Origin of the sequence: Cytobacillus citreus (assembly GCF_018343665.1) — a bacterium.
In the GTDB taxonomy this organism is placed as follows: domain Bacteria; phylum Bacillota; class Bacilli; order Bacillales; family Cytobacillaceae; genus Cytobacillus; species Cytobacillus citreus.
The window spans coordinates 547,055-571,860 of record NZ_JAGYPM010000002.1 but is presented as its reverse complement, the minus strand read 5'-3'; the positions used below and the strand labels follow the sequence as shown (position 1 = coordinate 571,860).

Here is a 24,806-nt window from a genome sequence, read left to right as displayed (position 1 = left end):
TCTTTAAAATCCGACGCTATCTTTAAAATAATTAAAATATATTAATCTATTATTAATTTTACGTAAAAAAATGCAGACTAAACAAATGAGGAGATTTGACCTATATCCAAGGGATTAGAGAGAAGTAGTTGACTTATTAAAGAAGAAGATTTGGTCATCATTGATAGAGCAGAAGAAAACGAAAAAGTTGTGAATTCTATCACTATTTTAACAACGAAGAGCATTCAGTCAGAAGCTATCAATAAAGTTCCTTTCTCTTTCCTCCTGCCGAACTCTGCCCAAGTATCGACAGGCACATTATCTTATCGATTTAAAACAAGACTAGCCTTCAAAAAAGGAGTGGAAGGCTATGATCAGGACGCCATTCGGATTCTTGAGAATTAATAGAAATGACAATGCCAGCAAAAACTCGGACAAGGGATATAGGACAATGAAAAGGTTCATCTTCTTGAGTTAGAGAAGGATTTATTAGAAAGTGATCGAACATTTAGGTTTAAAAGGTCAAGTTTGTTAAAGATGGAAAATAAGTAAAGGGATATATTTCAAAAGAAATCCTACCGACAAATCGCGTTAATCTTGACTTGTGTTTAAACATGCATAATCCTGTACGGATAATCCGAACGGGATTAAAATAGTTGTTTAAAATCTTATACTTTGTAAATTACCTTTCCCCATAAGGGGTAAGAAACGTGAAGAAGGAAAACCCTTTAAAGTAGCTGTGATAGCATGTCCAAATTTAGTATACAAGTTCCATATTTTGCGATCACCTTAATGCTTTAATTTCACTTATATAAAAACACTCCCTTTTCTTCTTCTAATCCCCTTGTATTCTCCATTGAACGTTCTAACACTTTTACTCACCCCTTTTCGGTCTTTTTTAATCATATATTTAAGGAAACTTTAACATATGTTCTTCAAAAACCAAGCTAACAATATATAAAGTGAAACTTCCATCAGTGGGGGTTTTCGACGCACAGGACGTGCTAGTGCAGACGTTGCCACACGATGTGGCGCTTTTAGTCTGTGTTCATTTTACGGGCTTTTACGGGCAGTTGTCCCCCCACCTATCTTCCTCGCTTCTCTCTCAATCTTGATGTGGGGGTCTTACTGCCCGTTAATGCGGGATAAATTTATTAACCCAACTTTTGAATAAATTAAAGTTATTCAACCATTCTTGTATTTACATAGCCAAGTAAGATGACATAACCAATTATCAATGTTGGAAATAATACTTGGGTATCTGGATGGTCTATAAAAGCACCTCCTATCATAACAATGGCCATCACAAAATTAGATTTTTTATGCCTCTATTAGGTTAGGAGCCTATTAATTTACTAGGAGAATACTATTTTTATTTCGAAAAAAATGGTTTCATTAGATTCTTTAAGACCATTTAAATTTTCTGAACCTTGATAAAATCGGGGTAATCATCTTGAAAATGGACTTAACGTTTGAATACATTTTGCTTTTCCATACTGATCACACACCTTTTTTTAGAGTAGTAGTATCAGTATGTCCTAGATTTAAAGATTAATTGTATTTATCTTGAAGTTTTGCACCAGAACCGAAGATATTATCACTGATCTGGAGCAAACTTTTACGTCAATAGCCGTTTACGAATAGCGGGATGGTGGGGGACAGGTTTCACCGTCCCCCACCATCCCGCTTTTCCCACATTCAGCATCTAGAACCCTCTCCCCTACCAACAATACTATTTAAGCAAAGGTGGTAATCAATGTGAACATAGAAAATTTGAAATTGTTTTGTCAAGTGGTTGAGCAAGGTAGTATTAGTCAGGTTGCTCGGACAAGCTACGTAACCCAGCCTGCAGTTACAAGTAAAATACGGCAATTGGAAAAACATTATGGTGTTGCTTTGTTTGATCGTACTGGTGGTATGCTACGTGTGACAAAAACAGGTTCCAGCTTATACCCTTATGCTAAAGAAATCGTCGGATATTTCAATAGATCTGAAGAAGTGATGAATAACATCTCTAATGATTACGAGGAACCTTTACATATCGGGGCTAGCTTAACAATCGGAGAATATCTACTTCCAGATATACTGGGTAAATTTCAAAAGAAGCATAAACAGATTCAATTTAGTTTAGCAATTGGAAATACACCTACCATCATGTCTAAGCTGGAAAATTTGGAAATCGACATCGCACTGGTGGAAGGTATCGTAATGCATAGAGATTTTCAAATTAAGAGGTTTGCTAAAGATGAGTTGATCTTAGTCATCCCTAGGAATCACCGCTGGAATAGTCAAAAGGAAATAAACATCGAAGAGTTAGCAGAAGAAAGAATACTTTTGAGAGAGAAAGATTCAGGTGCTAGAAAAATAATTGAAACCATATTAGCGGAAAATAATGTATTGGAACAAATACATTCCTATATAGAGTTTGGAAGTACACAGGCAATTAAAAGTGCAGTTGAATCAGGCCATGGGATTGGGATATTACCTAAACTTTCCGTTACACACGAACTTGAACTAGGGGTTGTCAAGCATCTGCCCATTTCGAATACAACCATTTCTAGAGATTTATGGATAGTAAAAAGACCAACAAGATTTCCAAAAAACAGTATCAACTTGTTTAATCATTTTTTAAAAGAGGCGGGCTTCAATATAGACCCTTCAGAATAACTCAGATTCCCATAGCCTATCACAAAAAATGACAAAGATTTATACCCTATAATATTTTTTTATCACTCCCCATTATCTTCTTATAGTAAGATAATGATAATACCAAATTCAAAATTTACCAATATTCCTGGAAATAACCCCCTATAGAAAGGGTGAATTAGCTTAATATAAACAAACTGTACTTCGTGATTATCGGGCTGTCATAACTGAGATATCTCGACAATAAGTGGAACTCCCTTTTCCATTTGGAGTTCTGATTTTTTAAAAATAAATGAAATCATTCACAATAGGAGGTATGAAAATTGAGTCAAACTAAGTATGCTGAAATTGTTATTGTTGGTGCAGGTTCAGCAGGGATTTCGATTGCATCGCGAATTATCCGAAATGCACCATATTTAAAAGAAAATATAATGATCATCGACCCCTCAGAAGATCATTATTATCAACCTTTATGGACCTTAGTTGGTGGTGGTCAATCTAAACTGGAAGACACCCATCGAAAACAAGATACGCTTATCCCAGACGGAGTTCAATGGCTCAAGGAAGCAGCGACGGAATTTCTTCCAGATACAAATACGGTTGTTACGGATAAAAACACACAAATCCATTACGATTTTCTAGTTGTAACAGCTGGAATTGAAATAAAGTGGGACAGGATTAACGGCTTGAAGGAAGCAATCGGAAAGAATGGTGTATGTAGTAATTACGCTGCTGAATATGTGGAAAGTACATGGGAGAATATTAAAAACTTTTCAGGTGGAACTGCTATATTCACTCAACCAAGCACACCAATTAAATGTGGAGGCGCACCACAAAAAATTATGTATTTAGCAGACGACTATTTTAACAAAGCCAATGTCCGCTCGAAAACAAATATAAAATTCATTTCTGGTACAGGAAGTATTTTCTCAGTTCCACGCTATGCGAAAACATTGGAAGAGGTCATTAATCGAAAAGAAATAGAAACGACCTTTATGACAGACCTGATTGAAATAGATGGCAAAAATAAAACAGCAATTTTCCAGCACATAGAAACGAATGAAAAAATGTCAGTCGCTTATGACATGATTCACGTTACCCCACCAATGGGGGCACCAAGTTTTATAGCAAGTAGCCCGATCGCAAATGCGACAGGCTGGGTCGATGTTGATCCACATACACTACAACATAATACGTACAAAAATATTTTCAGTGCTGGAGATTCAGCTAGTCTACCTACTTCCAAAACTGGTGCAGCAATACGCAAACAAGCACCTGTAGCAGCCGAGAATCTACTTTCGGTCATGAATGGCAGCACAATGAAAGCGAAGTATAATGGCTACACTTCTTGTCCTTTGGTGACAGGTGTTAATAAATTAGTAATGGCAGAATTTGAATATGATAATGTTCCTCAGGAGACGTTTCCAATCGACCAGTCAAAAGAAAGAATGAGCATGTATCTTATCAAGAAAAATCTTCTGCCAATCATGTATTGGAATGGAATGCTGAAAGGAACCATGTAATGCAAAGCTACTTTTCTGCCAATATCAACATACTCACCAAAATAAGGAGGCTTGAAATTGGAAGCGACTCAAAAGCAATCTACCTTGGAGAACATTTTACGAGAACTAGAAAATAAAGAACAGATGGACTCTCTATATTACCTTGTACAAAAGCTGCCAGATTTTACGTCAAGGATACAGGCGATGGATGACAAATTGGAATTCATCGAAAGTATTATAGGAGACAAGCAATCTTTATCTACCCTTAGTCAAGAAGTAGAAGAAAAAGTGGAAAAACTGCATATCAACCAGGAACATTTTGCTGCCTTACTTGAAATCGTACACCTGTTACCAAGATTAGTTTCGTTGATGAAAAAGACAGAAGAAATTTCCCTATTTATAAATGACTTTTTAAAAGACACAACGTCTGTCGAATATGCGCTAAAGGGCATTAATGATATCGTCCCATTGGATAAAGCAGTCGGGGTCATTAAAGAAACAAATGAACAATTCAAAGAGGATAAAAGCTCACCCAATTTTTCTCTCTATGGTATGTACCGTTTATTAAAGGACCCAACGATTCAAAAAGGATTTCGGTACTTAGAATTACTTCTCGGAATTATTAACAATAAAAAATAATTTAAGGAGGAATGAGAATGTTTTTCCGTTCATTTTTTGATGAAAATTTAGCACAAATGTCTTATTTAATTGGCTGTCAACGTACTGGCGAAGCAATTGTGATTGATCCTGCGCGCTATACCAAACCATATTTTGAAACTGCAAAAAATGAAGGTTTAAAAATCGTAGCTGCTGCGGAAACACATATACATGCCGATTTTCTTTCTGGAGCGAGAGAGCTGGGGGTACATAATAATGCGAACCTTTACCTATCCAACGAAGGTGATGAAAATTGGAAGTACGAATATTTGGATAATCTGAACTATACTTTGCTTAAAGACGGTAATGAATTTAGTCTTGGTATGATTAACTTTAAGGTTATGCATACACCTGGCCATACCCCTGAAAGCATTTCCTTTATTTTAACGGATAAAGGTGGGGGATCCCAACATCCGATGGGGATTTTTACCGGAGATTTTGTCTTTGTTGGTGATATTGGCAGACCTGATTTATTGGAAAAAGCTGCTGGTATAGCTGGTACTGCCGAATCAGGTGCTAGACAAATGTTTCATTCCATTCAGAAATTCAAAAAACTACCTGACTTTCTTCAAGTATGGCCAGCACATGGAGCTGGTAGTGCTTGCGGGAAAGCGCTTGGGGCAGTTCCTATGTCAACGGTAGGCTATGAAAAATTGAATAATTGGGCATTACGAACAGAGGATGAAGAGGAATTTGTCAAGATCCTTTTATCCGGTCAACCTGAGCCCCCTAAATACTTTGTCATGATGAAAAAGTTAAACAAAATCGGACCAGAACTTATAAATCAAGAGCAAACAGTTCAGTGGTTAGATGTTTCAGAGCTAGAAAAATTCGGAAATGAAACTGTATTGTTAGATACGAGAAGTGCTTCCGATTTTGCCAAAGCACATTACCAGGGGACAATCAATATTCCATTTAATAAATCATTTACAAACTGGGCTGGCTGGCTGTTGAAATATGACCAAAATATTGTCTTAATTACTTCCGAAAAAAATGTAAAAGTAATAAAAGATAGTCTGCATTCCATTGGTTTAGATCGGGTAGTTGCAGCGATTGAACCAGCACTTACATTAGAAAATGAGGACCGGGTTGAAAGTTATGGGGAAATAACAGTCCAACAATTACAGGAATATTTACAGGATGATAGTTATTATCTTATTGATGTTCGAAATAAATCTGAATGGGAGGAAGGTCGAATTGCTGGCGCACACCACAACATGCTAGGTGTACTTGTCGATCAACTTGATGAACTACCTAAAGGAAAAACATATTTGATGCAATGTCGTTCTGGTGCTCGTTCAGCAATTGCCGCAAGTCTCATGCAGGCAAATGGATTTAAGAATGTATTGAATGTGAAAGGCGGATATTTAGCCTGGACGAAGGGAAAGTTTCCAATCACACATTGATGGAGCGCTTAATCGCCTCTAGTAAATGCATAAATATCGTGTATTCGCTAGGGACTTACAATAAGGAGTAATTCACAATAGTAACATTCTAACACCGATTAGAAACAGGTGATCAAATGGATTTAGACTTTATTATTGTATTATTTTTAATCGGATTTTTCGGTTCTTTTATCTCCGGAATGGTAGGCATTGGTGGTTCCATCATTAAATATCCACTACTATTATATGTCCCTACCATGCTTGGGGTAGGTTCACTGTCTGCAGCAGAGGTTGCCGGCATTTCAGCTGTTCAAGTTTTTTTCGCAACCATTGGTGGCGTGTGGGCCTTCCGAAAAGATGGATATCTGAATAAAGCTTTAATATTATCAATGGGAATTTCTGTTTTAGTTGGTAGTTTCATAGGTGGGTTTGGCTCTAACTTGTTAACAGACAATAGTATCAATTTTGTATATGCAATCATGGCAACCATTGCTGCAATCATGATGTTTGTACCAAAAGGAAATGTAGATGATATAACAAGCAACCAAGTGGAATTTAATTACTTGATTGCAATTATAGCCGCATTTATTGTTGGTATCGGGTCCGGAATTGTTGGGGCAGCAGGTGCATTTCTACTTGTACCAATTATGCTTGTAATCCTAAAGATACCTACAAGGGTCACAATCGCTTCATCATTAGCAATAACCTTTTTGTCATCTATCGGATCGACAATAGGTAAAGTTATTACTGATCAAGTACTATATGGACCGGCAGCAGTGATGATAATCGCTAGCCTAATCGCCGCCCCACTTGGTGCAAATGCCGGAAAAAAAATAAACACAAAAATCTTGCAAGCGATTTTAGCCATTCTAATATTGGTCACTGCTGTAAAAATCTGGATAGATATTATTTAATGGGACTAAAGGGACAGGTTAAGATGTGATGTGACCCCAAAAGTTAGAGTTTATATTAACAGCTAATTGGCTGGTGTGAATGCCGTATTGAACCGGACTCATGCAGCCAATTTTTGTATGTTTCTACCCATTTTCTATAATTAGGGCTTGCTGAATAACCAAAAGCTCCAGTTCTAACAAGGGTTTTAGCCTCTTTTTGTCGAATATAAGTGTAAGGATTTTCTCGAAAAATGCTAAAAACCTTTGCACTTGGAGGCCTCAAGGATTATTTGGCTACCGCAAAGCAACGCAAGGCGGGGTCTAAAAAAAATCAGAAAAGCTGTTGGAAAGCAGCTTGGGTTGTCCCCCACCTATCTTCCTCGCTTCTCTCTCAATCTTGAGGTGGGGGTCTTACTGCCCGTTAATGCGGGATAAATTATTAACCCAACTTTTGAACAAATTAAAGTTATTCAACCATTCTTGTATTTACATAGCCAAGTAAGATGACATAACCAATTATCAATATTGGAATTAACACTTGGGTATCTGGATGGTCTATAAAAGCACCTCCCAACATAACAATCCCCATCGCAAAATTAAATGAACCTACCAATTTTGCCAGTTTATCTTGATCTTTAACACGTTTTTGATTATATCCCGATAAAAGCCAAGTTTGCTTTCTAACTCCTACAAGATACGCTAAAATAAAGAGAATGATTGATATGATTATAAAATGTTGATTCATGATAATGTCTCCCTCATTAAAATTTACTTCATCTTTTTGGAACCTATATAATTATTAATTTCTTCTATCTCTTCCTAACAATTATCGGAAGGATATAGAAAGCAATAAGGTAAGTGATGCTTATATAAATAATCAGGTAGTTTGCCTTAACCAAGGATTCGTTCAGAATTTGGTCTGAGATTAACAAATAAATTAACAGTAACAAGTTAGAAATAGAAAAAGTCTGAAATGAAACTTGTTTAATATTGTTATTGACTCTTTCATCATACTCAATTTCATCACTAGCTTTTTGTTTTTCCACCCTTATCCATTTAGCGCCGCCAACTCCAACAAGAAGTCCTGCAATTATTCCCCAATGAATTTGTCCCGTTAGAATACTTACAATACCAAAGCTAGCAATTACGCCTATAATAATCGTCATTAAATTTACTTGCATCGTTTTATCATCTCCTTAATAAGTTAGTCATCTATCCAAAATAATTCATCTAATGGTCGCTCTAAATACTTACTAATTAGCAAGCATACTCGAATAGTGGGGTTATATTTTTGTGCTTCAATTAAATTCATTGTCTGTCGTGTTACTCCAACCAATTTTGCAAGATCACCTTGATTTAAACCGCCTTTCTCAATTCGAGCGACCTTAACCTTATTTTTCACTGTAAAATCCTTCAACTCTAAACTCACCTCTACTATGCCTATATTCAAATTGTAACATATATTTTACTTTTTACATATATATATTACATAAACAATACAATATAAGGAATTATTGTCTTCTTTTTTCCACAGTCAAGCCCGAGACATGAAAAAGACGCGTTCCTAAATAAACGCGCCCTTTAATTGAAGATAGTAACAAAACCTGTAGCTTAATAGATACAGTGTATGATCTTTCTTACTTAATTCCAATCATTAAAATTCTATTTCCTTACCATCAATATTGATTGATTTAATCTTTGAAACATCTAAAGGCAAAGAAGGTATGAATTTAACTTTAACCTTTTCATCCTCACTAAAACTAGTCATAGAATCCAAAGTTTGAACACTGCCATCGGTCATTTTAGCTCTTACATCGATTTCGGTTGAATCGTTGAATTTACCATTCCCGTATAAAGTTACTCCTAATGGTGAAATAGAAACACTTTCCGAACTCCATGTTCCAAAATCCTTATTCAAGTCACTATTAATTTCGTCTTGAACAGATTGCATTTTAAAGGTAGTATTCCAGTTCCCTGTTGTATATTTTCCGTTTGAAACAAAATGTCCCAGTAATTCTTGTTCTTCAAAATCTACACTATCTAAATCGAAAATATATTCAGTATATTCATCACCATAGTTGGCATGACCTGCTTCATCTATTCCAAAACTGATACTTGTAGGATGTATTTCATTACCTGAATCATCAACAAAATAAAAATAACCATGATCATCAATATTTTCTTTATTCCATCTTGTTTGAATATGAAGGCGATTACCAACGATACCTATATTTGAAATATGCATAAACTCTATTTCTGGAAGAGTAATTTCAGTTTCATTCGGCTTTAAAACCTGTACTACCCCTTGACCTTCTAGTTTTTTATACAAATTTCCACCGCCGCCTGGAATGTTATTCATATCAAGTCGAACCGTTTGAGGTGGTTTACTTGTTATTTCTGAAAGATTAGCATCAACTACGACTTCAAATGTTTGTTTATCGCTAAAAAAGGAAGTAATACGAAAATTCATTTTTCTATCGTTAAGGCTCTCCCCACCATTTCCTTGGATTCGTAATGTAGCAGTATTTATTTTTTCATCATAATCTACAATTCGACTATTAAACATTTGAGCACCAGTTAAAGAATAATCGTAAAGGTCAAGAGTTTCATCAATCCTGTTACCCGTTAAGTCTTGTAACGTAACATAAATAACTGCCATTTCATTATCATTCATCGCAGCAACCACTTCCATTTTAATTCCATTACTTTCGCTGCTGATTTCAATAGGTTGAAGCATTAATGCAATTTCATGACTAACAGTAGCTACTAAATTATTAAAGCTTGGTATACGAGCTGCTCCTACTCCAGCCGAAAATACTACAAATGCAGAAGCTACCAAAGGAATCGCTAACTTTTTTAATTTCCTTTTTGGTTTTTCTGATTTCGCCTTCATTACACCAAATTTTGATCTCTCATGTAATTCTTTTGGAATTTTAATTTTTTCTAATTCCTGCTTTATTTTATAACTCACAAATATCAGCCTCCTTAAACTCTTTGCGAAGTTTATCTAACGCTCGATATAATACCGATTTAGCCGTACCAAGTGGGATCTCTAATACCTCTGATATTTCTTTAAACGTAAAATTTTGATAAAACCTTAAAAGAACAATGCTCTTTTCATCCTCTTGTAACGTGTCTATCAAATTCTGTAATGTTAAAGAAAGGGGAATGTCTTCATCATCTAAGCCAACGAATTCTTCAAACTCTGGTATTAATTGAATCACTTTTATATTTTTTTTAACTATGTTAACTGCACAGTTTATCGTAATTTTCATCAACCACGTTTTGAAATACTCTGGTTTTTTCAATGTATGTATCTTTTTAAATGACTGGTAAGCTACTTCTTGAACAACATCTAAAGCATCTACTTGATTTTTCACATATAAAAAGGCCATTCGATAAATATCTTCCTCATATTGTTGAAAAATCTTTAAAAAGGCTTTGTCATTCCCTTTTTGAGCTTTTTTCACTAAACGTATAATCGTAATTCACCCTCTCTTTTTTCGTCCTACATCTATTAGACAATTGAAAGTTCGATTTGGCTTAAAATTTGTAAAAGTTTTTTCAATAAAAATAAAAAGTCGCCTAAAAAGACGATTAAATGAGATTACTTTATCGCAGATTAACGGGCAGTAAGACCCCCACTGATGGAAGTTTCACTTTATCTATTTCAGTGTGACGTTCTTCTTACAATAACCTACGTATATTATTTTAAATACAAACTTTCACAGCTCTAAACTTTTACACGTAAATCTATATTTCTTTGAAGGTTTTATTCAACAATATGGCTCGATTACTGAATAAGAAAAAATTTGGTATCCATGTGATGATATTCTGATAGGTTAAGAAACGCACTAGGAATTAGAGAGAAGTAGTTGACTTATGAAAGAAGAATCTTTAAACTAAAATTATAAATTTAATACTACATCCTTTTAAAGGGGAGTAGCTTTTACAACGAAGTCGTCATTTCGGAGATCCTAATCTCTCGGCTTTGTTGGCAGCGAAATCGTTGTTAGCAAGACCTTTGCCTGTTGGTAAAGGTCTTTTATTGTTTAGAAAACCTTTACCGGCTCTGGTAAAGGTTTTTTATTTTTTCAAGATCAAAGGCAAATGAAATGAAACTTTCAATCTTATCAAACGTTAAAAGAATAGAGGGAATTATGAAAGAAAAGTGATCTTTGTAGAATTGGTCAAAAAAACAAAGAGGATCTCTTGAAAGATAAAAAACTGAATTCAAAAATTGAGAAACGCCTCAACGCAAAACATGCAGTGCAAAAAAATAGACGAAAACAGATCCCTAAATGAAAACAGGAGGATATTCATGATACTAAGAAAATATATGGCATTATTAGGAATAGGTTCAGCACAGATCGATCTCATACTTGAAAAGGAAACATATAGACCAGGTGAACTGGTAAAAGGATATTTCTTAATTAAGGGGGGCACTATATTGCAAGAGCTAAAAAGGATAGATTGTGATTTAGTCATCATTGATGAAGCAGAAGAAAACGAAAAAATTGTAGATTCTGTCACTATTTTAACAACAAAGAGCATTCAGTCAGAAGCTATCAATAAAATTCCTTTCACTTTCCACCTGCCGAACTCTGCCCAAGTATCGACAGGCACATTATCTTATCGATTTAAAACAAGACTAGCATTCAAAAAAGGTGTGGAAAGCTATGATCAGGACGCCATTCGGATTCTTGAGGATTAACAGAAATGACAATGCTAGTAAAAACCATGGAAGTTTTCTAACCAAATTGGTAAGACTATGATTAACCAAAATTTGAAGTGGAATATTTTTTTGGAGGATCATATGAAAGCGACCCATGTTCTTGTTCGATGTTTAGAAAATGAAGGTGTGGACTATATTTTCGGCATAGTGGGAAAAGAGACACTTGACCTTGTTGATTCTATATCTAAATCAAAGCAGATTCAGTTTGTGAATACGAGGCATGAGCAAGGAGCTGCCTTTATGGCGGATGTTTATGCAAGGCTGTCCAAAAAGGCGGGCGTTTGCACGTCCACCTTGGGGCCTGGGGCAACAAATCTATTAACCGGAATCGCAAGCGCAACGCTGGATCATTCACCTGTTATCGCGCTAGTTGGGCAAGCAGGACATGATAGACAGCATAAAGAATCCCATCAATATTTGGACATTATAGGAATATTTGAACCTGCGACAAAGTGGAGCATCCAAATCAAGGATTCACAAACGATTGCCGAAGTAATACATAAAGCGTTTCGGACGGCAAAAATGGAAAAACCGGGCGCGGTCATCATTGAATTACCGGAAAACTTAGCATCACAAATGATTCCTGATAATGCAATGACTGTCACACCGCTTCCAATCTATAGGCCTGAAAGTGAAGCAATTCAAGCGGCCATTCAGCGTATCAACAACAGTCAAAAGCCCTTTATTATTATCGGAAACGGGGTTGTAAGAGAAGAGGCCGCAAAGGAGGTGCAAGCATTTATTGACCGCCTCCAAGCACCTGTAACTCATAGCATGAAAGCAAAAGGAATTTTGCCTAGAAGCCATCCGCTCAATTATTTTACATTTGGTTTCAATGAGCAGGATGAGGTTTTACGCGGGATGGAGGAATCAGATCTGCTGATTGTGATTGGATTTGATTTTGTAGAACATCTGCCTAAAGAATGGAATAAAAAGAAAGTGCCGATTATCCATATTAATGCGGTTCCTGCTGAATCGGATGAATATTACCCTATTCACAGCGAACTGATTGGGAATGTGAAACAGACTTTGCAAGCCATTAACGATTTTGAAATAGAAGCAAAATCGTGGATCCCATCCGGAAATTTACGCGGACAAATGATACAAGCCTACCATATTTACGAAGAATCTGCTTCAGCTCTATCAATCACATCTCTTCTGCACTCTATCGAAAAATTAACCAGTGAAAATACAATTGTAATTTCGGATGTAGGCTCTCACAAAGTCTCCATTGCCCGCACTTATCAGCCAAAGAGGCCGGAGAAACTTATTATTTCAAACGGATTCGCTTCAATGGGAATAGCCATACCTGGGTCGATTGGAGCTAAATTAGCATGCCCCGCCGATCCGGTAGTCTGTATTACTGGGGATGGTGGAGCCCTAATGAACTTTGCTGAAATCGAGACAGCAGCAAGATTAGGCTTGTCTTTCGTGATCATTGTCCTCCATGATTCCAAACTGAAATTGGAAGAACAAATGATGATGAAAAAGTTAGCTAATAATTATGGAACAGCTTTTGGAAATCCTGATTTTGTTCAGCTAGCAAAAAGCTTTGGTATTAGAGGAGTACGGCCTGCGAATGTACACGAATTTGAAAACATGCTTACAGAGGCATTAACGAAAAATGAACTGACACTTATTGAAATACTGCTGGAGAATGAGTGAAAACTATTGAACTCCTGCACTCTCGATTTTTTTATCATAAGTGTTTCATGATTCCCGTCAACGATGAAATTCTAGCCGGCCGGTAGTCATATAATTCTTCTGATTCTTTTTAGGATCCTAGTGCTCAATACAACCCAGATCCAACTATAAAAAATAGAGAATAAAATAATCAATCCAATAACGGAAACACTAATTTGATGAGACACGGCTGGCCCCAACACGGGGAACTTCACGCCATATAATAAAAGGCAAATCCCTAATGTTAACCCCGCCGATCCGCCCAAAATATAACTGATTTTTTTTCGAAAAATATGAAAAGAACTGCCGATCATAAGGCCTAATAAACCTGTGGTAAATGGAAAAATAATGAGCTCGGACGGCTGCAGAATCAAAAGTAAAAGGGCTGTTAATACATAGGAAGCAAGACCAAGCGGAATCGAAAAAATAGAGCAAAGAATAATTGGTGCTGTAGCCAAGGGACTTATAAAATACCCAATCCCCGGCAAGAATCCTCCTGCCGATTGAAAAATAGCCCCGCTGCTGCTTAAAAGGGAAATAAGCACAAGCCTTTTCGATCTTGGCCATCTTCGAAAGGTTATTTGTATCTGTTTTATTTCGTTTTTCACATCGCACATGGCAACCCCTCCCTCTGCAATCCACTATATGCATGCAAATGGAATATTATTTCGAAGGCACGTGTTTATTACGTCTGAATCAGTAGAGGAATAGGAGACAAAGGAAATACATCAGCAACATTCGCCTATTCTGTTTCAGTTTTATAATGAATATAGAGGTTATTCAACAAGTTCTCATATTTTGTACTCATCTTTATACTTTCATTTCACTTATATAAATGCTGCTGCATTTCGTACTTAATCCCCCTGTATGCGATCACCTTTTTACATAAAATAAAATTCTTAACGATTACCATTTTACATTTTGTCTAAAGATATTATCTGATAATTCTGATAAAATTTAATCATTCTAATAATGCCAAATTTAATTAATGTTTCGCTTTTTGGAAAGTAATGACTTTAAAATGATTTTCACATTAATAAAAGGAAAAAGCTAGCATTCTATTGAATAGGTTAGAAAATTTTTTAGTGAAAAATAGATAGGACAGCTTCAAATGATCTATTGGTAAAGGAGGAGATCTTTATTTTGAAACAACAAAAGGTTGCGATTAACGGAAAAAGGCTTAGGGATACGTTAGAATCATTTGCAAACTTTGGCCGAACAAAAAATAATGGCGTTACACGCTTATCCTTGTCAGAAGAGGACCGAGCCGCACGTGATTATTTCTATGCTTGCTGCCGTGAGCTAGGATTGACTGTCAAAATTGATGACATGGGAAATATTTATGCCACTCTCGAGGGTGCTCTCGACATGCCGCCGATTGTTATAGGTTCCCATTTGGATTCCGTTAAAAAAGGCGGCCGCTTTGATGGAATTTTAGGAGTTGTTGCGGGATTAGAAGTGGTTCGTACGCTAGTGGAAAATAACATGCAACTACAGTTGCCCATTACTATTGTTAATTTTACCAATGAAGAGGGAGCTAGATTTGAACCATCAATGATGGCCTCTGGCGTTCTGTCAGGAAAATTTGATAAACAGATAATGATGAATAATAACGACTCTGATGGCATTACGTTTGAACATGCTTTACAGAAAATCGGCTATGCAGGCGAAGAAGTGGCCCGCCTCAATAACGGAACAGCATTTTTGGAACTGCATATTGAACAAGGGCCAATCCTTGAAAGAGAAGCCCTTTCGATCGGGGTTGTAGAATGTGTAGTTGGGATGGTTTTCTATGAAATTGAAGTGTCAGGAGAATCCAACCATGCTGGAACAACTCCAATGAATATGAGAAAAGATGCACTTTTTGCTGTCAATCACCTTATCTCTGAAATCAGGGAAAAACTTGGCGCTTTAGATAAAGAGTTAGTGTTTACAATCGGAAGAATAAACGTCTTTCCAAACATCCACACCGTGATTCCAAACAAAGTGGTGTTCTCACTGGAGGCTAGACATAAAGATCCAGCTGTCATCAAACAAATTGAAGAAATCATTCAAAGCTTAGGAAGAACTTCAAATAACAATGGCTGTACGATCAATAAAGAAAAATTATGGGGCCGCGACACTGTTTGGTTTGATGAAGAAGTCTGTGCTCATATTGAACAAGCTGTTAAATCCTTAGGCTATTCATATCGAAGAATGGTAAGTGGAGCCGGACATGACGCCCAATTTATTTCGGAGATGATGCCGTCTGCAATGGTTTTTGTTCCGAGTCTAAATGGAAAGAGCCATAGTGAAGATGAACTTACGACTTGGGAAGATTGTGAAAAAGGAGTAAACGTCCTTCTTGAAACGGTCATTTCCCTGCAAGCCAAACATCAATAACTACTTTAGGAACAGTGCTGGCCCTAAACTCAGCACTCTCTTATAAAATTTCACGATAAGGAGATGAAACATGAGTAAACGAACATTTAATACGCTATACATTGTTATTGGTATTATTCCGTTTTTGATGTTAATCTTTCCAGGCTTTGAATTAGGCAATCGTGCTACACCAATTATTATGGGACTGCCATTCTCGTTTTTTTGGGTATTATTATGGATTGTGATTACATTTATTGCATTAATCACTCTATACCGACTTGACCCAGAAAAAGATGAGGAGGAGGATGTCTAATGCCCGGATGGCAAATTGCTTTAATCATGATGATTGCCTACTTGGTGATCGCTCTTATCGTTGGAATCATGGCTGGAAGGGGAAGAGATGGCAGTTCCTTAGATGAATTCGCTGTTGCGGACGGAAAACTTAGCCTATTTGTTATGTGGTTTTTAATGGGAGGATCTGTCTTTAGTGCCTTCTCATTCCTAGGTGCTCCTGGCTGGGCTTATTCAAAAGGTGCGCCTGCACTTTATATTATTGCTTATACAGCGTTCGCTATTTTACCATGGTATATTATCGGTCCAAAAATCAGGAAAATTGGGAAAAGATTTCGTTTTTTCACGATTTCAGCTTTTCTTAAAGGGAGATATAAAAGTCCTTTATTAGCCATTATTGTTGGGTTAATTGCCCTATTTGCATCTGTGCAATATTTAGCAACACAAATGTCCGGAATGGCGATTATTTTTGACATTATGACAGAGGGACGTATTCCGTTCTGGTTAGGTGCCCTTATTTCATATGGGATTGTTGTTGTATATGTTGCGACAGGAGGACTTCGTGCGGCTGCATGGTCAGACGTGTTTCAAGGCTTATTAATGATTATTGTGTCATGGGCAGTCGGGTTAGCCATTGTCTATCAGCTGCATGGCGGCACAACGGAAATGTTTGCTAATATCGCCCGTGAAACACCGGAGTTCTTACAGATTGGAAAAGAAGGCTCAAATATGGGCAAAGTCGCTTATACGACAACCATTCTCGTTTCCTGTATCGGCTTCTTAATGTGGCCGCATCTGTTCTCAAAATCATACGCATCCAATCCAAAAACAATTAAAAAGACCGTGCTTGCGTATCCTGTGTTTGCTTTATTCCTTGTCCCGCTATTATTAGTCGGGTTCGCTTCAATAGGAGTTGTTGATTCAGGACAGCTCACAAACGTTGACCAAGTCCTGCCATTTTTGATTACAACGGTCATGAATCTTCCCGGATGGCTATACGGGCTTGTTGGAGCCGGTGCATTAGCAGCTTCTATGTCAACCGCAGATGCGATTACTCATAGTGCCTCATTAGAATTTACAGATGGTGTCATTAAGAATATATGGAAAAACCTTTCTGACAAAACAACACTATTTATTATGCGTGCTGGTGTATTCGTCATTGGGGCATTAGCTTACTATATTACTGTTTTCGGAGGTCAAGGGTTAGTTGCACTATTATTAGGTGCCTACGGCTCAATCGTCCAATTCGCTCCTGGTGTTTATAGTGCCCTATATTGGAGACGCGCGACTGCCCCTGGAGTTGTTACAGGTCTTGCAGTTGGAACATATGTAAACTATTATTATCAGCTTGTCGCAGAATCCACGCCATTTGGAATCCATGCTGGAATTATGGGGTTAATGGCAAATATCGTTTTCATGGTTACAGTTAGCCTAATCACAAAGCCACAAGCGAAACATGATGTTGAAAAATATGTTGATGCTGCATAAGTCAGCAAGCTTTTTCGCCGGTGTCTCCATGCTTTGATGAGGCTCGGCGCTTTTTCATATATCTAATTTTAGATAGAAGGAGTAGATATAATGGAGGCAGATAAAATTTTTATTAATGGCGAGGTAATAACCGTCGATCAACATAGCAGCATCGCAGAAGGAGTGGCCGTAAAAGGAAACCGAATTCTAGCTGTTGGATCCACAGAAGAGGTTTTATCATATCAAACTGAGGACACAGAGATTATTAATGTAAATGGAAAAAGCCTTCTTCCGGGATTCAATGATGCCCATTTACATTTGACGATTTATGGGACCAATTTATTAGGAGTAAGCTGTATTGCTCCACATATAAAATCACTTGAGGATATTTTCATTGATTTGCGAAAAAAATGTCAAGAAACGCCTAAAGGAAAATGGGTGCGAGCTTGGGGCTTTAAAGAATCTTCATTAAAGGAAAACCGTTTTCCGAAAAAGGAAGAACTAGATGCTATTTCAACCGAACATCCAATTGTCATCATCCGCACATGTAACCATACTTCGATAGTCAACAGTAAAGCACTTGAAATTGCAGGTATTACAGAACAATCTCCTGATCCAGATGGAGGGATCATTGAACGGGATTTGAATGGCCGGCTAACAGGCAAGCTGATTGAAAATGCACATATGCAGTTATTTGAATATGCTACCTATGCGGAAGATGAAATTCGCAAAGGGATGAAGCTTGCATCAGATGAATTCATTCAAGCGGGGATTACAAGTGTTCACGATGCCGGTGCTTATGGAGATGGAGCAGATTCCTTAAGAATTATGCAGCAGGCCATTCATGCTGGGGAAGTAAAGGTGCGCGTGTACGCACTAATCGGCTCTTTGACAAATTCACATGAATTTGTTGAAAAAATGGTAAATGCAGGCCCGATTACTGGTCTTGGAGATGACCGCTTTAAAATTGGCCCTGCGAAGCTTTTTACTGATGGCAGCAGTGTCGGGCCGACAATTGCTACCCGTCAGCCTTATTCTCATAAGCAAGATGATTACGGAATGATTTATTATAGCCAGGACGAATTAAATCATATTTTAGGCACAGCGCATAAAAAGGGGTTTCAAATTACGGCGCATGCCCAAGGTGACTGCGCCATAGAGATGATATTAGATTGCATTGAAACGGCTTTAAACGAACATCCAAGGGAAGATCACCGCCATCGTATCGAGCATGCTGGCATAGCTTCACCCGATTTACAAGATCGTATGAAAAAGCTTGGCGTCGTCCCGATTCCTAATCCAGCGTTTATGTATGTAAACGGTGACCGTTATCTCGAGTATTACGGTGATCGTGTGCAAAATATGTATCCGGCCCGTGATTATATTGATAAAGGCATTATTGCCGCGTTTGCTTCAGATGCCCCTGTAACATTCCTAGATCCGCTGCTCGGTATTCATGCAGCTGTAAACCGAAAATCAACAGACGGCCAAGTTGTCGGTGAAAATCAATGCATTTCCGTATTAGAAGCGATTCGTGCTTATACTTGGAATGGTGCTTATGCAAGCTTCGAAGAAAATATAAAGGGAAGCATTGAAGTGGGAAAACTGGCAGACATTACGATTTTAAGTGAAAGAATTTTACATGTAGATCAAGAAAAATTAAAGGATGTCAAAATTGAACTCACGATGGTTAATGGAGAAGTGTTATATGACCGAAACGATCTTTGCGGAAAAAAGAATCAGTCAAGCACGATAAAGGTATAAATTTTATACCCCCCTCCTTCTTTTCAAGGAGGGGGGTTTTTGTGTAATAAACTTTTTGAGTGCAATTTTGTAAATAATTCCCGGTGCCATGTTAAATAAGATACTATCACACTATCGATTACTCGGGAAGTCAAATGCTACTTGATCGTCAGTTATCTTCGATTCAGGCCATCTTTCAGAAATGGTTTTTGATTTGGTAAAGAAGCGGGCTGTATCTGGACCAAACATATGGCCTTCTCCAAATTTTGATCGTTTCCAGCCGCCAAAGTTATGATAACCGACTGGTATCGGAATTGGCACGTTCACTCCAACCATGCCTACTTCAATATTTTCCGTAAACGTTCGTGCAGCCGAGCCATTCGATGTGAATATAGTAACACCATTTCCAAATTCATGGTTATTGATCAATTCAATGGCCTCTTCCAAACTATCTACACGGACAACGATTCGAGCAGGCCCAAATACCTCTTCACGATATATACGCATATGTGGCTTAACATGATCTAATAGAGTTGCTCCAAGATAAAAGCCGTTCTCATTTTCTACCTTTGGATTGCGTCCATCCACACATAAATAGGCACCTTCTTCTATACTCTCGTCAATGTACTTGATGACCGTATCCTTTGCTTCTTGGGTGATTAGTGCACCAAAGTCAACACTCTTATCATCAAATGTGCCTACCTTTAACTCTTCCACTTTCTCCTTCAGCTTTGCAACGAAAACCTCAGCAGTCTTATCTCCAACTGGGACTGCTGCTGAAATGGCCATACAGCGTTGGGAAGCGGCACCATAGGCTGCACCAATAAAGGAATTTACGGCCAAATCCAGATCCGCATCAGGCATAATGATCATATGATTTTTCCCTCCGCCAAAAGCAGCAACTTTCTTATGGTGCCTGCAGCCTTCTTCATAAACATATTCCGCCACACGTGTCGAGCCGACAAATGATATCGCAGGAATATCAGGATGGGAAAGAATCGCATCTACCACTTCTTTATCACCGTTAATAATATTCCAAACCCCATCAGGCAAGCCAGCTTTCTTCCATAGCTCTGAGAAATAGAGCGCTGTATTTGGAACACGCTCAGATGGTTTTAAAATAACTGCGTTCCCGCAAGCAACCGCCATAGAAGTCATGGCCACTGGAACCATAAACGGGAAATTAAACGGGGCAATCGCTGCAACGACACCAAGCGGCTGTTTAATGGAATAAGAATTGATTTCTCCGCCGACATTAACCGAATATTCCCCTTTTAATAAATGCGGAGCGTTAATGGCCAAGTCAATCGATTCGATCCCTCTTGAGATCTCACCTATTGCATCAGAAATGGTCTTTCCACTCTCCTGGCCGATTAAATGAGCAATCTTGCCCGTTTCTTCTACTATAAAACTTCTAAAACGATGCAACACTTCAATTCTTTTGCCGACTGAGGTTTTCTTCCAGCCTATAGAAGCTTTTTTTGCAATTTCAACCGTTTCATTGACTTCCTCGGCAGTCGCATACGGAACTAAAGCCATCAATTCACCAGTCGATGGCATAAAAACTTTACCATAACGATCACTTTTGCCTTCTTTCTTTTCCCCACCAATAAAATGATATAACTTTTCAACCGTCACTTGTTCCTTTGTATTCATGTCAATTAAATCTCCCTTCTTTAATAGTGTGCCTATAATGGATGATAGCTTCCGCTAATTGCATCAACAATTAGCTGCTGTTTCCCTTTTTCTTTCAAGATGTATTCTGCAAGCCAGAATGGCCTATAGAATAAAGAACAATCTGAAATTTTCAAGCTGGGAATGGATATAAACTTAGTTTTTTGCGAAATCGTTTGAAAGACAAATCTCTCAGCTATCTTTCTTGCCTCCATTTCTTCAACTTGAACAGAAAGCTTGTCAGCTGTTTCATTAAAGCAAGTAGAAAAGGCCGGTTTCATATCAATGATTGCCTCTTTACCGCTTATCCCATCAATCGTACAAGCGATTTTTCCACTTAACTTAAGCAAGCTCTTGGCGCTTAGTTCAAATTCAAAAAAGTAGTATGGATAAAAGAGTAATTGTCGTACATAGACATTTGCCTTCCGATCATATTGCTTCAATCCTCGAAAAACATCACTCTCTGCAAATTCAGGTTCCTGAGTTAAGATCGTATTCATCAATGGCTATTCCTCAAGCTTTCCTTTTCATCGCCAAGAAACTGAGCAATATTTTTGGCTTCCGGTGCTAGATTACGAGCGATATTTTGTTCAAATTTCTTTGAAAAATAACGGTTACTTTTTGCCTGTTCAAAAATATCGATAATAGGCTGTGATGGTTTCCTCCCAAAGCGGCTACCCACTGCCATTCCTAAAACAGAAACGAGCAAACCGGCTAAAAATGCATCAAGCCCCGTGACAGCCTCAAAGTTCATAGAAGTCCAAAGAATATTCGTTGCTGCTCCACCAATCATGGCACATAAACATCCAATATGATTCGCCTTTTTGGAATATACAGACGCCAAATAAGGGACCAGGAAACAGTTTCCTAATGTACCTACAGCAAAAATAACTAAACCAAAAATGGATGGCGGCTGATAAATCGCAACAATGATCCCAGCAATTCCTCCGCTTAGAATACATAGTCTAGATACGAGCACTGTATTTTTCATGCTTGCTTTTTTATTGATGAACCGTTGATATACATCGCGGGAAAGAATCGTACCTGCTTGCATCAGTATCGAGTCTGCAGTAGACATGACGGCCGACATAATCGCTGACAAAAGAATGGCAGCAAAAAATCCTGGGAACAAAGTATAGGCTAATTCGGTTATAACCATCTCTGGATCCCCAATATTAGGCAGGACGATAATTCCAATTAGACCTAATATATAGGGAACAAAGATAAAAAATTGATTCCACAAAGCGCTAATTAGGATCGCACCTTTTACTGTCTTTGTACTTTGCATCGACATATGTCGTACGACCACATGAGGCAGCCCCATATAAACGATGGAGAAAATCAGAATCGCACCTAACACAACACCCCATTGTCCATAAAAAGCCAAGTCCTTCCCCCATATGCTTAAATAGGTAGGATCAGTTTGCTCCAAAGCAGTATTTAATCCTGTTAAACCCCCAACATGAAAATACGCCAGGGCACCTATTCCAACAACTCCTGCAACCATAATGATACCTTGTACGAAAGAGGTGTATGCAACGGCAAGGTAACCTCCTGCAACGGTATAAATAATAATGACACTTACCCCTATTATTAATGAGGCCTCATAAGAGAAACCTGTCAATGTTGACATCGCTTTTCCGGCAGCAATAAATTGAGCAAAAACATACGCAAAGAGGAAAACAATCGCAATAATAGACCCTACGATGCGTACTGCACTACTTTCAAATCTTTTTTCTAAATACTCAATTGGGGAAAGGGCTCCCAATAATTCTGACATTCTTCTCATTCGTTTTCCTAGAACTGAAAGATTAATGATGGAGCCTCCAGCGTCCCCAATGGCATACCAGAGTGCATACCAGCCATATTGAAAAGCAAGTGCGGGTGCTCCCATAAACATATATCCGCTCATAGAAGTCGTTTGCATCGTCATCGCTGTGACAGCTGGACCAAGTGAGCGCCCCCCAAGTAAATATAGTTCAGTAGATTGTGATGACTTACGAGAAAACCAAAGGCCAATACCTAATAGGGTTGCTAAATAAATGACAAAAATAATCCCATCCAAGTTCAACGGCTACATCCCCTTAAATATTGTTTTCGCTTTCTTCTGCATCATCTTCTTTCTTCAATTTAAAATACAAAATAACACCCAGCGCTATCCAAATAAACGGCCATGGAACAATCAACCAAAATGTTGCTGCCGGCAAGTTAAACAGAAGATCCACCTCCCTAAATCTAAAAGTACCATTTCATACCTTTAAAAAAATTGCTACTTATCGTAACATCCTTAAAGTGCTTGTAACTGTTCTGTTAAAACCTGAATGATAAATTCAATGTCTTCTTCAAGAATGTTTAGCGGCGGGGCTAATTGTAAAATATTATTAAAGCCTGCGACGGTCGCACCGTTTTTCCCAATGATTAGTCCTTTCTGTTTACAGCCCGTTATCACTCGATTCACCAGCTCAGTTTCAAGCGGTTCCTTTGTCCCCTTATCCTTAACAAGCTCAATTCCGATCATTAGCCCTTTTCCTCTAACATCTCCAACATATGGATGATTAGCTAGCAGCTCAATTAAACTATTCTTCAACTGCTCTCCCAAATGCTTGGAACGCTCAAATAGATTTTCCTTTTCGAGGATTTCGATATTTTTGAGTGCAAGCGCACATGCAGCTGGGTTTCCGCCAAATGTATTCACATGACGAAAATATTCGTACTCTTCGGTTCCTTTAAAGGCGTTATATATTTCTTTCCTTACTGCTGTAGCGGATAATGGCAAATAGGCACTTGTAATTCCCTTGGCCATTGTGATGATATCCGGCTTCACGCCATAATTCATGAAACCGAATGGTTCCCCTGTTCGGCCGAACCCGCAGATCACTTCATCGACTATCAATAATGCTCCATGCTTTTCACAAACCTCTTTAACACCAGCCATATAGCCATCTGGAGGAACAATTACACCGCCGCCGGTAATAATAGGCTCCATAATTACAGCCGCAATCGTTTCACTTAATTCCCATGTCATGACATGATCAATGTCTTTGACTGACTCTAAATCTTGTGGTCTTGCATCCTTTTTATCAGAAGAACGATAAAGATCTGGCGGCGGGACATGTAGAAATCCCGGTGCTAATGGCTCATATTTATATTTACGCTGTGCCTGCCCTGTTGCAGCAAGTGCTCCCATTGAGCTCCCATGGTATGCGCGATATCTGGAAATAATTTTGTACCGGCTATATTCTCCATTTTGCTGATGATACTGCCTCGCTATTTTGAATGCGGTTTCATTTGCCTCCGAGCCGCTATTCGAGAAAAAGATAACATACTCTTCTCCAAGCAATTCATTTAATTTTTCTGCAAGCTGGATCGCTGGTTTATGACTTTGACTAAGAGGAAAATACGCCATTTCTTTTAATTGTTCATAGGCAGCTTCTGCTAATTCCGTTCTCCCATGCCCCACATTCACACACCATAATCCTGCCATCGCATCTAAATAGCGATTTCCATTATGATCTGTAATCCAAGAACCATTTGCCTTTTCTGCAATAATAGTGGAATCAGGACTATACGGCTTCATAGAATGCCATACATATTCTGTATCCTTTTTTATCAAATCTAAATCCTCTTTCGTTTTTGTCATTGCGCCTTCCCCTCTTTCTGAATTATTAGAAAATCATTAAAGCGATTATCTCTTATTCTTACACACCAATCATTAGACATTTTGTTATATTAATAACTTGTATATTTTTACGAATTGACTAAAGTTGACTAACAAAAAGAGGGATGCCCA

23 protein-coding genes are annotated in these 24,806 nt (G+C 38.0%); 12 read left to right on the top strand and 11 right to left on the bottom strand.

The features are described 5' to 3' along the window. The first annotated feature begins 150 nt into the window (after nucleotides 1-150). The 6 genes from KHA94_RS08815 to KHA94_RS08790 all read left to right on the top strand — a co-directional run bounded on the left by KHA94_RS08815 (nucleotide 151) and on the right by KHA94_RS08790 (nucleotide 7,083). Nucleotides 151-384: a sporulation protein gene (locus KHA94_RS08815; RefSeq protein ID WP_213101763.1), complete on the top strand. Its 234-nt coding sequence runs from the start codon at nucleotides 151-153 to the stop codon at nucleotides 382-384. 1,353 nt (nucleotides 385-1,737) lie between these two features. Further along, complete coding sequence (locus KHA94_RS08810; protein ID WP_213101762.1) at nucleotides 1,738-2,646, top strand: LysR family transcriptional regulator; 909 nt, start codon at nucleotides 1,738-1,740, stop codon at nucleotides 2,644-2,646. A gap of 302 nt (nucleotides 2,647-2,948) precedes the next feature. Beyond that, the gene (locus KHA94_RS08805; protein ID WP_213101761.1) at nucleotides 2,949-4,148 is read left to right on the top strand and encodes an FAD/NAD(P)-binding oxidoreductase; all 1,200 of its coding nucleotides are present in this window, start codon (nucleotides 2,949-2,951) and stop codon (nucleotides 4,146-4,148) included. 57 nt (nucleotides 4,149-4,205) lie between these two features. Next, entirely contained in the window at nucleotides 4,206-4,766 is a 561-nt protein-coding gene (locus KHA94_RS08800) for a helical membrane plugin domain-containing protein (protein ID WP_213101760.1), read from the top strand. Nucleotides 4,767-4,783: 17 nt separating this feature from the next. Further along, nucleotides 4,784-6,190, top strand: a complete 1,407-nt coding sequence (locus KHA94_RS08795) for an MBL fold metallo-hydrolase (RefSeq protein ID WP_213101759.1) — start codon at nucleotides 4,784-4,786, stop codon at nucleotides 6,188-6,190. Between the two features lie 116 nt (nucleotides 6,191-6,306). Further along, entirely contained in the window at nucleotides 6,307-7,083 is a 777-nt protein-coding gene (locus KHA94_RS08790) for a sulfite exporter TauE/SafE family protein (protein WP_213101758.1), read from the top strand. Nucleotides 7,084-7,528: 445 nt separating this feature from the next. Here the strand turns inward: KHA94_RS08790 and KHA94_RS08785 are convergent, their stop codons facing one another. The 5 genes from KHA94_RS08785 to KHA94_RS08765 form a co-directional block, all read right to left on the bottom strand. After that, a complete protein-coding gene (locus KHA94_RS08785) occupies nucleotides 7,529-7,807 on the bottom strand; it encodes a DUF3784 domain-containing protein (protein WP_213101757.1) in 279 nt (92 codons plus the stop codon). A 64-nt stretch (nucleotides 7,808-7,871) separates the two neighbouring features. After that, the gene (locus tag KHA94_RS08780; protein WP_213101756.1) at nucleotides 7,872-8,243 is read right to left on the bottom strand and encodes a hypothetical protein; all 372 of its coding nucleotides are present in this window, start codon (nucleotides 8,241-8,243) and stop codon (nucleotides 7,872-7,874) included. A 23-nt stretch (nucleotides 8,244-8,266) separates the two neighbouring features. Then, the gene (locus KHA94_RS08775; protein WP_057776328.1) at nucleotides 8,267-8,479 is read right to left on the bottom strand and encodes a helix-turn-helix transcriptional regulator; all 213 of its coding nucleotides are present in this window, start codon (nucleotides 8,477-8,479) and stop codon (nucleotides 8,267-8,269) included. A gap of 237 nt (nucleotides 8,480-8,716) precedes the next feature. Further along, entirely contained in the window at nucleotides 8,717-10,033 is a 1,317-nt protein-coding gene (locus KHA94_RS08770; RefSeq protein WP_213101755.1) for a DUF4179 domain-containing protein, read from the bottom strand. Beyond that, a complete protein-coding gene (locus KHA94_RS08765) occupies nucleotides 10,023-10,532 on the bottom strand; it encodes a sigma-70 family RNA polymerase sigma factor (RefSeq protein WP_338030730.1) in 510 nt (169 codons plus the stop codon). The genes KHA94_RS08770 and KHA94_RS08765 overlap by 11 nt, the downstream gene beginning before the upstream one ends. A gap of 851 nt (nucleotides 10,533-11,383) precedes the next feature. On the opposite strand from KHA94_RS08765, the gene KHA94_RS08760 reads away from it, so the two are divergent. Together KHA94_RS08760 and KHA94_RS08755 are read left to right on the top strand one after the other, a co-directional pair. Continuing rightward, the gene (locus KHA94_RS08760; protein WP_213101754.1) at nucleotides 11,384-11,776 is read left to right on the top strand and encodes a sporulation protein; all 393 of its coding nucleotides are present in this window, start codon (nucleotides 11,384-11,386) and stop codon (nucleotides 11,774-11,776) included. Between the two features lie 102 nt (nucleotides 11,777-11,878). After that, nucleotides 11,879-13,462, top strand: coding sequence for an acetolactate synthase large subunit (locus tag KHA94_RS08755; protein ID WP_213101753.1), 1,584 nt, complete (start codon nucleotides 11,879-11,881; stop codon nucleotides 13,460-13,462). Nucleotides 13,463-13,548: 86 nt separating this feature from the next. On the opposite strand, the gene KHA94_RS08750 is transcribed toward KHA94_RS08755, so the two are convergent. Continuing rightward, complete coding sequence (locus KHA94_RS08750; RefSeq protein WP_213101752.1) at nucleotides 13,549-14,097, bottom strand: hypothetical protein; 549 nt, start codon at nucleotides 14,095-14,097, stop codon at nucleotides 13,549-13,551. A 526-nt stretch (nucleotides 14,098-14,623) separates the two neighbouring features. Between KHA94_RS08750 and KHA94_RS08745 the strand changes: the two genes are divergently transcribed. The 4 genes from KHA94_RS08745 (at nucleotide 14,624) to KHA94_RS08730 (ending at nucleotide 19,363) form a co-directional block, all read left to right on the top strand. Next, nucleotides 14,624-15,862 (top strand): Zn-dependent hydrolase, encoded by a 1,239-nt coding sequence (locus KHA94_RS08745; RefSeq protein WP_213101751.1) that lies wholly within the window; start codon nucleotides 14,624-14,626, stop codon nucleotides 15,860-15,862. Between the two features lie 70 nt (nucleotides 15,863-15,932). After that, nucleotides 15,933-16,154 carry a DUF3311 domain-containing protein gene (locus KHA94_RS08740; protein WP_213101750.1) on the top strand — a complete coding sequence of 74 codons (222 nt, stop codon included), beginning with the start codon at nucleotides 15,933-15,935 and terminating at the stop codon, nucleotides 16,152-16,154. After that, nucleotides 16,154-17,620: a sodium:solute symporter family protein gene (locus KHA94_RS08735; RefSeq protein WP_213101749.1), complete on the top strand. Its 1,467-nt coding sequence runs from the start codon at nucleotides 16,154-16,156 to the stop codon at nucleotides 17,618-17,620. The genes KHA94_RS08740 and KHA94_RS08735 overlap by 1 nt, the downstream gene beginning before the upstream one ends. Nucleotides 17,621-17,710: 90 nt before the next feature. Continuing rightward, entirely contained in the window at nucleotides 17,711-19,363 is a 1,653-nt protein-coding gene (locus tag KHA94_RS08730) for an amidohydrolase (RefSeq protein ID WP_213101748.1), read from the top strand. 111 nt (nucleotides 19,364-19,474) lie between these two features. Here KHA94_RS08730 and KHA94_RS08725 read toward each other — a convergent pair whose 3' ends face one another. The 5 genes from KHA94_RS08725 to KHA94_RS08710 all read right to left on the bottom strand — a co-directional run bounded on the left by KHA94_RS08725 (nucleotide 19,475) and on the right by KHA94_RS08710 (nucleotide 24,656). Beyond that, nucleotides 19,475-20,998 (bottom strand): CoA-acylating methylmalonate-semialdehyde dehydrogenase, encoded by a 1,524-nt coding sequence (locus KHA94_RS08725; protein ID WP_213101747.1) that lies wholly within the window; start codon nucleotides 20,996-20,998, stop codon nucleotides 19,475-19,477. A 32-nt stretch (nucleotides 20,999-21,030) separates the two neighbouring features. Next, a complete protein-coding gene (locus tag KHA94_RS08720; RefSeq protein WP_213101746.1) occupies nucleotides 21,031-21,516 on the bottom strand; it encodes a hypothetical protein in 486 nt (161 codons plus the stop codon). After that, nucleotides 21,516-23,087: a sodium/proline symporter gene (locus KHA94_RS08715; protein WP_213101745.1), complete on the bottom strand. Its 1,572-nt coding sequence runs from the start codon at nucleotides 23,085-23,087 to the stop codon at nucleotides 21,516-21,518. The genes KHA94_RS08720 and KHA94_RS08715 overlap by 1 nt, the downstream gene beginning before the upstream one ends. A gap of 13 nt (nucleotides 23,088-23,100) precedes the next feature. Next, nucleotides 23,101-23,223, bottom strand: coding sequence for a hypothetical protein (locus tag KHA94_RS26255; RefSeq protein WP_275950873.1), 123 nt, complete (start codon nucleotides 23,221-23,223; stop codon nucleotides 23,101-23,103). Nucleotides 23,224-23,303: 80 nt separating this feature from the next. Continuing rightward, complete coding sequence (locus KHA94_RS08710; protein WP_213101744.1) at nucleotides 23,304-24,656, bottom strand: aspartate aminotransferase family protein; 1,353 nt, start codon at nucleotides 24,654-24,656, stop codon at nucleotides 23,304-23,306. Between the last annotated feature and the right edge of the window lie 150 nt (nucleotides 24,657-24,806).